We start from the raw sequence: 12,757 nt of genomic DNA on the forward strand, positions 1-12,757 counted from the left end.
GCTTTTCGCTGTTTCCAACGTCTAGGTTAATAGGCCATAATGGGCTCCTGGTTTTCGGCTTTGGGGTCGGTGCCGTATTGGTTGTCGCCGCGGGTGCCTTCGCTGCACATCAGCACGAGCAGCCAAATAGCACCAATCAGCGGCACAAACCCGATGAGCAAAAACCAACCGCTCTTGTTTACATCGTGCATGCGGCGCACGGCTACAGCCAAACCCGGGATCAGCATGCCAAGTGAGTACAGGCCGTAAATCATGCCGTAGCCGATACCGTCGAATGCCAGGCCCAGCACGTTATCGAGCACCATGGCTGCAATGGCGAAGATGATGTTGAACAGCGTGAACATCCAGTACTCCTTGCGGCGGGCGCGGCCGCTAAAGGTGGCGTAGTTCTTTAAGGCGTGTAAAAAGTATTGCATGCGCTAGCTCGGGTGATGCGTTTCCTACTCGTAAGGCTTTTCGGTTGCGCCCCGTTGTTTAAAGTGAGTTCTGGTCTCCACTGAGCCAAGTGGCTGAAAGGGCTGCGCGCGGGAGAATGGCAGCTGCTTGCAGCCTTGCTGGCTTCAGCTGAAATATAGGAACTCAGAATAAGATAATGAGCGCGCCGAAGTTCAATTTTTCGGAACTGCGCCTGCCAAAGCCCAACGGCCTAGGTGCCGCAGGCGGTTAAGCCTTCGGAGCCCACCGCTTTTGGCGCCATTCCTGCTGCTCGGCCTCCGTCAGGAATGACCACGCCACAAAGCGGCTCACCTTTTGGCCTTGCGCCATGCTAATGGTGCGCACGTCGGTAGCCCGCAGCTTTTGCAGCGACTTGTAGAGGCCCGGCAGGGTGTCTTTCTTCGAAACGAGCGAGGTAAACCAATAGCAGTTGTGGCGCAGGTGGGCGCTTTCTTCGGCCATGCGCCACAGAAACGTGGCCTCGCCGCCGGGTGTCCAAAGCTCGTTGGCTTGTCCCCCGAAGTTGAGCACCGGCTTGGCGGCGTTGTTGGTGCCTAGGTTCTGTGCCTTGCGGCGGCTGCTGGCCTCGGCTTCGGCCGAGGAGCCGTGGAAGGGCGGGTTGCACATCGTCACGTCGAAGTACTCCGAGGGCTTGATTACGCCGCCGAATATCTCGGTAGCCGCGGGCTGCAGGCGCACCTCCACGGCACCGCCAAGGGCACGATTGACGGTAGCAATTTGCTTGGACACGCGCACGGCCACTGGGTCGGTATCGGTGCCCACAAAGCGCCAGCCGTACTCGCGGTGGCCGATGATGGGGTAAATGCAGTTGGCGCCCACGCCCACATCGAGCACCCGAATGCCGCGGCCCCTGGGTATCTGGCCCTGGTTGCTGTCGGCCAGCAAATCGGCGAGGTAGTGCACATAGTCGGCGCGGCCCGGAATGGGCGGCACCAGATAGCCAGCTGGAAGATCCCACTGCTCAATGCCGTAGTACTGCTTCAGGAGCGCCCGGTTGAGCGCCTTTACGGCGGCGGGGTTGGCAAAGTCGATGCTGTCGTCGCCGTGCGCGTTAGGCGCTACGTAGGTGCCCAGCTCGGGCCAGGCCGCGGTAAGCTGCGCCAAATCGTAGCGGCCTTGGTGGCGGTTGCGCGGGTGCAGCAAGTCTTTATCGGGAGTGGCCGAAGCGTTGGGCTGAGACATGGGATACGGAGCTAAGCAGAAGGCTGCCGCGAGGCAGCGCCTAAAGGTACTACCTAGGGCGCCGGGCGGGGCTACCCCGACTGTTGGCGCGTGTGCCGCGTAGGAGTACCTTTCTGCCTCACTAGCTCCGTTGTCGCCGATATGTATTCAGAGCCTACCTACCTCACGGCCCGCATGGTGGCGCCCACCATCGAAGCACACTTTGCGCGGCAGGCAGCCGAAAGCGCGGTTTTGCCCGGCGAAGCAGTGCTGCCCCTGGCGCCGTGGGTAGAGGCCGTAATAGACGCGGCTTTCTGGGCCAGCCTGCGCCGCGAGGAGGGCCACTCGCCCCGCATTTCGCTGGCGCTGCTGCCGCCCACGCAGGCCGTGCGGCCGCTGGTGTTTGGGCAGGTGCGCCGCCTCACGCCCTACAACCTCGTAAAGCTGGCTCCGGCCGTGGTGCAGCCGGGTATTCACCTAGGCGTGTGGCACGATGCGGATGGCTTTTACGTGTGGGGCACGGCCACGCGCGTACCGCCGCTGTGCTTTGTGCTGGAGGTGGTAGAGCCCGGCTTGCTGGTGGTAAAGCACCGCCGCGCCGATGGCTTCGGCAAGTTTGTGAACGTGGCCATTTTGCGCGGCGACCAGCTGCAGCTCGTCGCTGCCGAAAACGTTGCGGCCGCCGATTGCCCTGCGCTGCGTTCGTTTTTGCCCTTGCCCGGCCCACCCACCCACCGCCACCAGGTAGATAGCGTACTGGTGGAGCTGGCCACGGCCATGCGCGCCCACGGCCGCGGCGGGTTGGTGCTGATAGTGCCGCCCGGCAGCACTACCTGGCAGCAGTCGATTGTGCAGCCCATTAACTACCCTGTGGCACCGGCTTACTCGCGCATTGCCGAGCTGCGGCAGCCCGAGCAGATCAAGCGCAAGCAACAGCAGCGGCTGCTGCGGGCCATTGGCATTGTGGGCGGTTTTACGGCCGTGGACGGGGCCACCGTCATCACGCGCGATTACCACCTGCTGGCCTTCGGTGCTAAAGTAGCCCGGGCCGAAAACAGCACCCCCGTGGATAAGCTGGTGCTATCGGAGCCGGTGGTGGGCAGCAAGCCGCAGCACCTGCACCCGGCCCAAAACGGCGGTACGCGCCACTTGGCCGCCGCCCAGTTTGTGCACGACCAACACGATGCCCTGGCCATGGTGGCCTCGCAGGATGGCTACTTCACGGTGTTTGCGTGGTCGGATAGCGAGCAGCTGGTGCAGGCCCACCGCATCGATGTGCTGCTGCTGTAGCCGCCCTAGGTGTTGGCACCGTGCTGCAGGGCCACAAACCGCTCGCGGGTAAGCACCCACAGCCGCACAGGCTGCTCAAAGTTGATTTGGCCCGGCGTGGTGGTGTACTCCTGCACCAGCTCGAAACCCAGGCGCGGCAGCGTGCGGTTGGGAGCGGGGTTGAGCGCATACGGCTCGCAGCACAGCCGCTTGAGCTGGTAGTTGCCAAAAAAGTAAGGCAACGAGAGTTGCACCAAGGCCGTGCCGTAGCCCTGCTTGCGCACCTCGGCGTCCCAGAGGTGCAAGTGCATGTAGGCCTCTTCGCCGGGCTTTATCTTGTTGATGTTGCAGTGGCCCACGGCGCGCCCATCTACCTCCCAAATCAGGCAATACGACTGCTTTTCGGGCAGCGACGCCGCCAGTTGGGCTTGCAGCATCTGGCGCCACGCCTCGCGGGTAGGCAGTTTGCCTAGGTCGACGCCCATGCCCGTGAGGTAAGCCGGCTCGGCCTGCAGCCAGTAATCGGCAATGGCCTCAATGTCGCGGGCCTCCAACTCGCGAACGGAAAGTACAGGTGAGGGCATAAGCGAAGCGCTAAACGTGGGGAGGTGCCCAAGGTAGCCAAATGCCCAATGCGCCGCGGCCCGGCCGCCAAAACAAAAAGGAGGCCGCGGGGCCTCCTAGGTGTAGGTAGCGGGTTGGGCAACCAGGCTTAGGCTTTCTTCAGAAACTCGGTGCGCAGTACCATCATCGAGCCACCCGCTCGACCTTCAACCTCCGCGGGGCTGTTGGTCAGGCGAATGTTCTTTACCAGCGTGCCGCGCTTCAGCGTTTGCGACGAGCTTTTCACTTTCAGGTCCTTGATCAGCGTTACCGAGTCGCCGTCGATGAGCACGTTACCGTTGCTGTCCTTGGTGTCCATTGAGAGAAGGTGGAACCCGGGCTTAAGCGGTAGGTTGAGCTGGTTGCGCACCGCCGCCCGTGCGTACCGAAACGGCCTGCGGACCTTTGTGCCCGTTCTCGATTTCGAAGGTTACGGCGTCGCCCTCTTTGATGGGGTTAACCAAACCGCTGGCGTGCACAAAAATGCTCTCCTGGGTTTTCTTGTCCTTGATGAAGCCAAAACCCTTCGACTCGTTGAAGAACGATACCACGCCGGTGCGCAGCTTGTCTTCGGGGTTTTCTTCCTCTACCGGCGCAGCGCCCAGGCGGATGCTGTTCACGTCAATTTCTTCGCGCTTCCGGTTGGGGTCGGGCGGGGTGTTGGTGATGTTGCCGAACTCGTCGACGTAAGCCATCATGTCCTCCAGGCTCTGGCCTTTTTTGGCGCCGGCCTGGCGTTCTTGCTTGCGTTCTTCTTTTTGCTTCTGTTTGCTGGCGCGTTTCTTTTCGTTTTCGCGTTTGCCGAAGCTGCCTTGCCCTCTGCTCATAGTAATGCTTGATGTTATTTCCGGCTGGTTCCAAGAAACCATAAGCTCAAACCAATGAGCGGCCCTAAGCAAAGGTACGCAAAAGGCCACGGCGCGGGTGCGCCTAGATGAAAGCCATTAAAAGGGGTTGTGCGGCGTCGCTACAACTTCCGCGCCGCATCTGCTACGGCCACCGCCAACGCTACTTTTTGTGAAGTACGCCAGCAGCTGGATTTGAAGGAGCGGCCGATAGAAATAAAGGCATTGTTGCTCAGTGCCAAATGCTCGGGCTGCAGCAGCCTAATGCGAAAGAACCGCACGGAGCTGAACCAAGCGCAGCCCCTGGGTAGGTACCTGCTGCTTGGTACCTAGGGTTAGCGGTAACTAGCAAAGCTCGCTCAGGCCAGTAGGGCAGGAGCAGGCTCTTTCGACCTATGGCGCTACCAACTGCTGCCTGCCCCGCCGCCACCCGACGACCCGCCGCTGCTCGATGAACTGCTGCCTGACGAGGACGACGAGAACGACGAGCCACCCGACGACGAGCTGCTGAGCTGGGCAATGGTGTAGCGTTCCTTTTGCTCGTGGCCGCAGTGGCGGCAGCGGGCCAGCTCCCACCCCCAGCCCGGTGCGTAGCGCGTGGCGTGCTCCACTACTTGCTGGCCTTCGTCGAGGAAGGTGCGGTAGTGGCACTTGGGGCAGGGTTTGGCTTCGGTAGCGGGGTTGTGGTAATCGAGCACCAGCGTGTGCTGGCACGGCTCGCAGCGCCATACGTCGTAATCGACGGATGCTAGGGTTTCTTCGGTGCGCTGGCCGGGCTGCAGGTGCGCGTCATCGGCGGTTTCGGCAAGGCGCTGCATGGGACGCTGGCAGTGCGGGCAGGCGTAAGGAGCCTCGCGCAACTGCTGCAGGTGCTGCCGGTGCCGCTGCCAGTACCAGTACAGCGGCAATGCAAACAAATAAGCGCTAAAACCCAACCCGTGGTGCGTGCGCTGCAGAAGCTGGTATTGCTGATGCCGGCTCAGGCCATTTTGCTGAACGGCAAATTCCCGGCCCACGCGGCGCAGGTAGCTCAGCAGGTACAACAGCAACGGCACGTACGCCGCGGCGGCCAGCGCCCACACCGGTATGGCGCTGAAGAACCCCAGCAATATCAGCCCAAACGGAAACAACATTACCGTGGACGAAGCATTGCGGTAGCGGCTGCCCTTGGTAGTGGTGTGCCAGGTGAAGCTGTAGAACAAGATGCCTGCCATGCCGACGAGCAAACTACCTAGGGCATGCCAGACAAACGAAGCCCCGTCGGCGCTGCCAACTTCATCTACGATTGCGGGCCCATGCTCTTCGGTAGGCACATCGGCGCCTGCAACCGAATCGGCAGTGGCGGCGCTGCCCGGTTCATCGGTAGTGCCGGTGGCCAGCTGCCGCATAACGGCCGAAACGCCTTGCTGCACAGCCGCATCGTACTGCTCGGCGCGCAGGTAGGGCAGCATGTAGCGCTGCTGAATGCGGTAACACACCACATCGGGCAGCTCGGCTTCGAGGCCGTAGCCGGTTTCGAACTCCACGCGCCTTTGGTCGAGCACCAGCAGCATCAGCAAGCCGTTGTCTTTCTCTTTGTCGCCTATTTGCCAGCGGTTGAATAGCTCGGTGGCGGCGGTTTTGGGCACCGCCTCGCCAATGCTGCGGGCCAGCACCACATCAATGTGCGCTCGGCCGCTTTGGTCGAGGCTGCGCAGTACGTTGTTGAGGTTGGCTACCGTGGCCGGAGCCAGTATGCTGTCGGCGTCGCTGACGTAGCTTTCACCTAGGGTTTTGGGGTTCGGAATGCGCTGCCGGTAATCTGCCGCGGGGCTGGGCGTGGTAGCCGGGTCGGCCGAGTCGCAGGCGGGGGCACACAGCAGCGCCAGGGTGCAAAGGCAGAGGTATACGTAGCGACTGAGCATGGCGCGGGGCGGTAACGCGGCTAAGGTACGCGCTGCGCCCGCTCGGGCCTAGGTGGTCAGTTCGGCTACTTCTTGCACGGCACCGGGCGCCAGATCGAGCAAGTGCAGCTGGCCAATGCGCACGCGCACCAGGCGTAATGTGGGGAAGCCCACGGCGGCCGTCATTTTGCGCACCTGCCGAAACTTGCCCTCGGTGAGGGTGACGCTTACCCAACTGGTGGGGCCATGGCGTTCGTCGCGGATGCGCTTGGCCCTGGGGGGCAGGTTGGGCGGCTCGGGCAAGCGGCGGGCGCGGCAGGTAGTGGTTTGGTACTTCACGTCGCGCACGCCAATTTCTACTCCTTGCTCGAGGGACGCTAAGGCTTCGTCGGTAATCAGGCCATCCACCTGCGCGTAGTATTCCTTCTCCACGCCGCCGTTCCGGATTTGCTCGCTCACGCGGCCGTCGGTGGTCAGCAGCAGCAGGCCTTCGCTGTCTTCGTCGAGGCGGCCAATGGCCATGGTGCCCGCCGGAAAAGGGTACAGTTCGCCCAACAGACGCTTCTTCTTGGCATCGGTTACGAACTGGCTGAGGTAGCCAAAGGGCTTGTGCAGAATAAAGTGCTGGTGGGGCATGAGCAGTTGGGGCTTCGCAACGGCAAAGGTCCGGCGGTGCTACCAAAAAGCGCCATTATCCAAAGGCCTTAGTTCGGAAGCTAACCGGTTGCCCTAGGTCGGGGTGGCGGGAGCAGCAGAGCTACCCCGACCTACGGTTTATTTTATGAAGTACCCAATCAGAAAGTACGTTCGGGTAGTGGTGGAGGTAAAGAACTCGCTGTTCGAAACGCCGCGGCCGGTTTCGTATCGCAGCTCGCCCGAAAACTTGCCGAATCGCCCCCCAGCGCCCAACGCCAAGCCCGGCTCAACCGAGCGAACTGCTGTAAAGGCCTGCTCGGTAGTGGTGCGGCTCGAGGAATTGAAGTAGGTAATATCCTCGCGAAAATTTCGTTCCTTAATTACAAATCCCGTGGCTACCCCGGCTTTTGCAAACAACACCGCTTTGCCAAGGGGCAGGCTGTAACGCAGCATATTATTCAACTTAACATGCGCGTAGCCGAGCTCGATGCGGGTGTTGGTGTAGTAATTTGTCCCCAACAATTTAGTGTAAAATCCTTGCGTCTCAAAAGAGGTATACAACAGTTCATTTGCAATTGACCAATGCCGGTTGCGGCGCGGAAGGACCACGTTCAGAAACAAGCCGCCGGTTGGGCTAGCGGACGGAGCATAATTCGTTTGGGTGAGGTACGGAAAGTCGCTGGTTGCACCCGTAAAGCGCAATTTGGTATTGGTAGCGCCGGCCAGCACCCCAAACTCAACAGCTGCTCGGTCGCTGGTGAGCGTGGATTCTGGTTGGGCGTTGGTGCACTTGTAATAGGTTGAGAACAGCCGCACAAAACTCTCGCGGCGGTATGGCAGAGCGCTGATGTCGCGCTTGATGATGGGGCAATCTGACAGGTAAGCTTCGAGCTGTTCTTTGTACGGAGTGACTTCGTACGACTGCCAGTCCTTCTGGTATTTCTTAAACAGCAGCAATTCAAGCTCGGCACCCTTCCGAATAAAAAAGTGCTCTTTGCCGACAGCATCCAGGTACCTATACAGGTTTTTTGGGCCTTCAATCAACAAGCGCACAAAGGTGGAATCCTGCCGGTACTTGAAAGCCGAGGAACTGGACAGGTTGGCTGTGGTTGTCGGCGATTCTTCTACGCGCACGTAGGCGCTTTCGTACACTTCATTTAACACTTTAAAGGTTTTGAGCTGGCCTGTGCCGTAAGAGGTGGCGCTTTCGTTGCCGCTAGCCCTGAAGAAAATAGACTTGGGATTTCTGTCCCACCCTTTATAATCAATTTCGCCCCGGATGGTGTCGCCTTGTGTATTTACCACAAAGCCCGGTTGGTAATTTTTTTGTCCAAAAGCTGATGCAGGTATTAAACCTGTAAAAATTGTTAATAAGCTGTAGGTAAATAGCTTAATCATTGAGTGGGCTTTGTAAAGAGATAAAGGCATCCGGTGAAATAACCTGATGCGTTTGGTCGGGGCTGAGGTTTAGCACTACAAACCCAGGAACGGCTATTTCAGGTAAAAGCTCGCCAGAATGTACGTGCGGGTTGTGATGGAGCGTAACGATACGGTATACGACATGCCGTTGCCTATTTCGTGCCTTGCCTCCGCCGAAAACCTCGATAGCCGGCCACCAAACCCAAAAACCAAGCTTTGTTCGTAGGGGCGCACATCATCCAGAGCTTTGCCGTTGGTGGTGCGCACTGTGTTAAAAAAGCGCGAAACATCCGTGCGGGTGTTTTCTTGGCTGATCATGAGGCCATTGGAAATACCGGCGTTCAGGAATACACGGGTATTGCCGCGGCCGTAGCTATAGCGCATGAGGTTGTTGAGCTTAAGGTAACCAGCGGCCAGCGTAAAGTTGGTATCGGTATAAGTGTCTTCGTTACGGTATTCGCGGTACTGGCTGCTAAACTTGTAAGAGCTAAACAGCAGTTCGTTCACGAACGAGAGGCGCCGCCTCTTCGAGGGCGGCACGAAGTTGAGGAACAAACCACCCGAAACCCCAGCCGAGGTTTTAAACGGATTTTTGGTTAGGTAATTGAACGCATCAGACGAGCTACTGAACTCGAGGCGCGACAAGGTGCCGCCCGCAACCACGCCAAACTCGGTGATGGTATGCTGCCCCTTAAACCGGTACGTGGGCTGCGCATCATGCTGCTTGTAGTAACCAGCATAAAGCTTTCCGAGGCGCGAGCGGGTGTAGTCGGCCGAGGCAAGGCTTGTTTCGGCGCCAGGAAAATCGCCTAGGTATGCCGCAAGCTGCCCCTTGTAATTCTCGACCGGCACCACGGTTTTGGAGTTGCCGATATACCGCAAGAATTTTTTGTACCGCAGCAGTTCGAGAGCCTCGTTGTTGCGGAAATAAAAGTGCTCGTTGTCGTTGTCGTCGACGAAGCTATGCAGGCTTTTGGGGCCTTCGATGAGCGTTCTGACAAATACAGTATCCTGACGAAGCAGGAACTCGGGCGCAGTGGTAAGGCTGGACAGTGCGCGGGGCGAGGTTTCTACCTGCACATAAGCACTGGTGAACACGTTGCCAGACGTACCGAATGCCCTGATTTGCGCGGGAGCGTAGTTGGTAGCGTTAGCACCCTCAGAAGACCGGAAGGTAACCGACTCCGGGTTTTTGCGCCAATCCTGAAAATCGATTTGGCCACGTACCGTGTCGCCTTGTTGGGTAACGATATAGCCCGGGTGGTAATCGGATTGGGCCCGAGCTACGCTTGTTGATAAACTCGCAAGAGCAAACAGAACTGCTACTGAATAGCTGTTTTTCATAGAAATGATGGTAAACCAGCCACAAAGATATACCGCGACTCTTCCTGCTTCCTAGGTGCAGGAGGAGCCGCGGTAACGATTAATCAACCAAGCGGAAAAGCAGGATTAGTTCGGCTGTTTCTACATGCTCTAGGCCGCAATATTCGGCCTACCGCCCCACCCGGGCGCGGCCTTTATAATGTACGTCGCTGGCGCCAGAGCTGTGGGCTTTCAGGTCGCCGTCAACGTACACGTAGGCGTCGCTGGCGCCCGAGGCCTGCACAATGGCATTCTGGCTTTGCAACTCGTAGGCACGGTAATCACTGCTGCCGCTTACTTGCACCTGCTGCTGCGCTACGCGGCCCGTGAGGCGAATGTCGCTGGCGCCGCTGGCCGTGGCCGACAGGCTTTGGGCGTTGAGTTGGAGCGTTACGTCGCTGGCTCCGCTTACCCGAATGCTGAACTTATCGGCTTGTATGGGCGAACTGCCTTTTAAGTCGCTGGCGCCGCTTACCTCGACGCCCGTGAGGGTAGGGGCCGTAACATACACGGTTACCTTATCCTCCTTGCCCCAGTTCATCGACGACCAACCTTTGCCCGATTCGCGGTAAATGCGCAGGGTACCGTTTTCGACCACGGTGCGCACGCGGGCTTGTACATCGGGCGTAGCTTCGACGCGTACCTCCTGGGTAGCAGCCTGGCGCAGCACCACGTTTACGGCGCCGCTGGCTTTTACCTGCTGAAACGCGCCCACTTGCCGCAGTTGGCCTTGGGCCATGGCCGCAGCCTGTGCAGATACTACAAGGGCCGCAACGGCCAGAGTCCGGAAGAAAGTTGAGGTACGCATAGGGCAACGGAGGTAGTTTGGTTTGACAATGTGCTAGATGCCAGGGTGCGGCAGGCCGTTGCCTCGCTGCCAAACTTTTCTTCGGAGCCTAGGTGCTTAGCGGCTGCCCGAGGGTAGCAGCGCGTATCGGAGCAAGTCGGGTACATCGGAGGCAATGGGGGCAAAGCCCACCCGGGCAAGCAGCCGCTGCGAAGCAGCGTTGTCGGGCTCGGTGTACGCGTCGATCTGCCGCAGCTGCAACTCCTCGAAGCCGAAGGCGCATGCCGCCAGCACGGCTTGCGTCATCAGGCCTTGGCCGCGGAACTCGGGGCGAAGCACGTAGCCGATTTCACCGCAGGCATCGGCAAAGCCGCGGTAAAAACCGCAGGTGCCAACCAGCTCGTTGGAGCTGGCCAGGGCTACGGCCCAGTGAATGCTCTGGCGGTTGCGGTAGTCCTCGTCGATGCGCGCTAGCATGCGCTCGGTTTGGGCCAAAGTGGCAGCCGGTTGGCCATCGTAGAACGTGATGGGGCGCACCGCGTCGAGGTCGGCAGCTGTTACGGCGCGCAGCCGCAAATCGGCGGTACGCAGCTCCGGAAACTTGGTAAATGCATCGGCTGAAGCCATGGACTGAGAAGGATGGAAGAGGCAGCGTGCAGCGCCGATTGGGTGGCAACGTTGCCGACAACGATTGCGCAAATAAATGCCACTTACCGCGGCAACTCCGGCAAGGTATTCGGTAATATCAGCAAGCTAGCCACGCGCGCCGTGCAGGCCGTATCCAACCCGTTACTTCTGACCTCCTTGCAGCAAACTCATCACCGCTTTGGGCTTAAACTGATTGCCACGGGCCAAGCCCTAGGTATAGCAGCATTGCTGAGCACAGCAGCCAGCGCGCAGCAATTAGCTTTTCCGGGTGCCGAGGGCGCGGGGCAGTTTACTTCGGGTGGGCGCGGTGCCGCGGCAGCGCCCACTACCGTGTTCGAGGTAACCAGCCTGCTCGACGACGGACAGCCCGGCACGTTGCGGCACGCCCTTGCGGCGCCGGCAACGGCGCGCACGGTGGTGTTTCGCGTTTCGGGTACCATTCACTTGGCTTCGCCCCTCAACATCAACAAGCCCAACACCACCATTGCCGGCCAAACAGCGCCCGGCGACGGTATTTGCCTGGCCGATTACCCCGTGAGCGTGCGGGCCGACAACGTAATCGTGCGCTTTGTGCGCTTTCGGATGGGCGACAAAAACCAGAACCAGGGGTTTGTGGAAGGGGCCGGCGGCGACGATGCGTTCGGCGGCGGCTTCGGCAAGAAGAACATCATTATCGACCACTGCTCCATGAGCTGGAGTACCGACGAGGCCTTCTCGTTTTACAACGGCGACTCGCTTACGTTGCAATGGAACCTCATCAGCGAGCCGCTGGACTATTCCTACCACTTCGAGAAGGGCGACAAAGATTTTGAGCGCCACGGGTACGGCGGCATCTGGGGCGGCCGCACGGCTTCGTTTCATCACAACCTGGTAGCGCACTGCAACTCGCGCACACCGCGCTTCAACGGCAGCCGCCACGCCAAAACCGCCGGCTGGGAAAACGCTGATTTGCGCAACAACGTGTTCTACAACTGGGGCGAAAACAACGTGTACGGCGGCGAGGGCGGCAACTACAACATTGTGGGCAACTACTACAAGTATGGCCCTAGCACCAAGCCCGCGGTGCGTTTTCGGGTGCTGAACCCCTACAAATCGGAAACGCTGCCCTACGGCAAATACTACGTGGCCGGCAACTACGTGGACGGCAGCCCCGCCCACACCCGCGACAACTGGGCTGCTGTGGATATGCAGGGTGGCACCGCCGCCAGCCGCACGCTGGCCAAAGCCGATGCGCCGTTTGCCCTAGGTACCCAAACAACCCAAACGGCCGAGGAGGCATACGAGGCCGTGCTACAGGGCGCGGGCGCCATTCGGCCGCGGCGCGACACCCTGGATGAGCGCATTATGCGCGATGTGCGCCAGCGCACCGGCCGCATCATTGACGTGCAGGGCGGCTACCCACACGGCACACCCTACCGTGTGTCGCAACGGGCGTGGTCGGAGCTGAAGGCGGCACCTGCCCCCGCCGACACCGACCACGACGGCATGCCCGATGCGTGGGAAACCAGCCAAGGCCTGAACCCCACCGATGCCACCGACCGCAGCAGCGTGGGCGCCAACGGCTACACCATGCTCGAAAACTACCTCAATAGTTTGGCAGGCGCGCCCGCCGAAGCCGCGCCCAGCAAGCCCCTGCGCCAAACGAAACGCTAGGGTGAGGCGACAATATCGGGGCGAGCAGATGTAAC

The 12,757-nt window shown here is 59.9% G+C and carries 13 protein-coding genes; 2 read left to right on the top strand and 11 right to left on the bottom strand.

The features are described from left to right. Positions 1–26: 26 nt before the first annotated feature. Together ASU33_RS05490 and rlmF are read right to left on the bottom strand one after the other, a co-directional pair. On the bottom strand, positions 27–416 hold the full coding sequence (locus ASU33_RS05490; protein ID WP_059069071.1) for a DUF805 domain-containing protein: 390 nt from the start codon (positions 414–416) through the stop codon (positions 27–29). A gap of 247 nt (positions 417–663) precedes the next feature. Next, the gene (rlmF, locus tag ASU33_RS05495) at positions 664–1,638 is read right to left on the bottom strand and encodes a 23S rRNA (adenine(1618)-N(6))-methyltransferase RlmF (RefSeq protein WP_059069074.1); all 975 of its coding nucleotides are present in this window, start codon (positions 1,636–1,638) and stop codon (positions 664–666) included. A gap of 141 nt (positions 1,639–1,779) precedes the next feature. Between rlmF and ASU33_RS05500 the strand changes: the two genes are divergently transcribed. Continuing rightward, on the top strand, positions 1,780–2,907 hold the full coding sequence (locus tag ASU33_RS05500) for a putative sensor domain DACNV-containing protein (protein WP_059069075.1): 1,128 nt from the start codon (positions 1,780–1,782) through the stop codon (positions 2,905–2,907). 5 nt (positions 2,908–2,912) lie between these two features. On the opposite strand, the gene ASU33_RS05505 is transcribed toward ASU33_RS05500, so the two are convergent. The 9 genes from ASU33_RS05505 to ASU33_RS05545 all read right to left on the bottom strand — a co-directional run bounded on the left by ASU33_RS05505 (position 2,913) and on the right by ASU33_RS05545 (position 11,048). Further along, on the bottom strand, positions 2,913–3,470 hold the full coding sequence (locus ASU33_RS05505) for a GNAT family N-acetyltransferase (RefSeq protein ID WP_059069077.1): 558 nt from the start codon (positions 3,468–3,470) through the stop codon (positions 2,913–2,915). Between the two features lie 128 nt (positions 3,471–3,598). Then, entirely contained in the window at positions 3,599–3,808 is a 210-nt protein-coding gene (locus tag ASU33_RS05510) for an alkylphosphonate utilization protein (protein ID WP_059069079.1), read from the bottom strand. A 22-nt stretch (positions 3,809–3,830) separates the two neighbouring features. After that, on the bottom strand, positions 3,831–4,316 hold the full coding sequence (locus tag ASU33_RS05515; RefSeq protein ID WP_059069082.1) for a cold-shock protein: 486 nt from the start codon (positions 4,314–4,316) through the stop codon (positions 3,831–3,833). Between the two features lie 419 nt (positions 4,317–4,735). After that, the gene (locus tag ASU33_RS05520; protein ID WP_059069083.1) at positions 4,736–6,238 is read right to left on the bottom strand and encodes a TPM domain-containing protein; all 1,503 of its coding nucleotides are present in this window, start codon (positions 6,236–6,238) and stop codon (positions 4,736–4,738) included. A gap of 48 nt (positions 6,239–6,286) precedes the next feature. Beyond that, positions 6,287–6,853 carry a pseudouridine synthase gene (locus ASU33_RS05525; protein ID WP_059069085.1) on the bottom strand — a complete coding sequence of 189 codons (567 nt, stop codon included), beginning with the start codon at positions 6,851–6,853 and terminating at the stop codon, positions 6,287–6,289. Between the two features lie 138 nt (positions 6,854–6,991). Continuing rightward, the gene (locus tag ASU33_RS05530) at positions 6,992–8,158 is read right to left on the bottom strand and encodes a porin family protein (RefSeq protein ID WP_149867068.1); all 1,167 of its coding nucleotides are present in this window, start codon (positions 8,156–8,158) and stop codon (positions 6,992–6,994) included. 186 nt (positions 8,159–8,344) lie between these two features. Continuing rightward, entirely contained in the window at positions 8,345–9,616 is a 1,272-nt protein-coding gene (locus ASU33_RS05535) for a porin family protein (RefSeq protein WP_059069089.1), read from the bottom strand. A 148-nt stretch (positions 9,617–9,764) separates the two neighbouring features. After that, complete coding sequence (locus ASU33_RS05540) at positions 9,765–10,442, bottom strand: head GIN domain-containing protein (protein WP_078062899.1); 678 nt, start codon at positions 10,440–10,442, stop codon at positions 9,765–9,767. 96 nt (positions 10,443–10,538) lie between these two features. Then, on the bottom strand, positions 10,539–11,048 hold the full coding sequence (locus ASU33_RS05545) for a GNAT family N-acetyltransferase (RefSeq protein WP_059069093.1): 510 nt from the start codon (positions 11,046–11,048) through the stop codon (positions 10,539–10,541). A gap of 12 nt (positions 11,049–11,060) precedes the next feature. Here ASU33_RS05545 and ASU33_RS05550 point away from each other — a divergent pair, with 12 nt between their 5' ends. After that, positions 11,061–12,722 carry a pectate lyase family protein gene (locus tag ASU33_RS05550; RefSeq protein ID WP_286130416.1) on the top strand — a complete coding sequence of 554 codons (1,662 nt, stop codon included), beginning with the start codon at positions 11,061–11,063 and terminating at the stop codon, positions 12,720–12,722. Positions 12,723–12,757: the final 35 nt, after the last annotated feature.

This window comes from Solirubrum puertoriconensis (genome assembly GCF_001483135.1).
GTDB classification, from domain to species: Bacteria; Bacteroidota; Bacteroidia; order Cytophagales; family Hymenobacteraceae; genus Solirubrum; species Solirubrum puertoriconensis.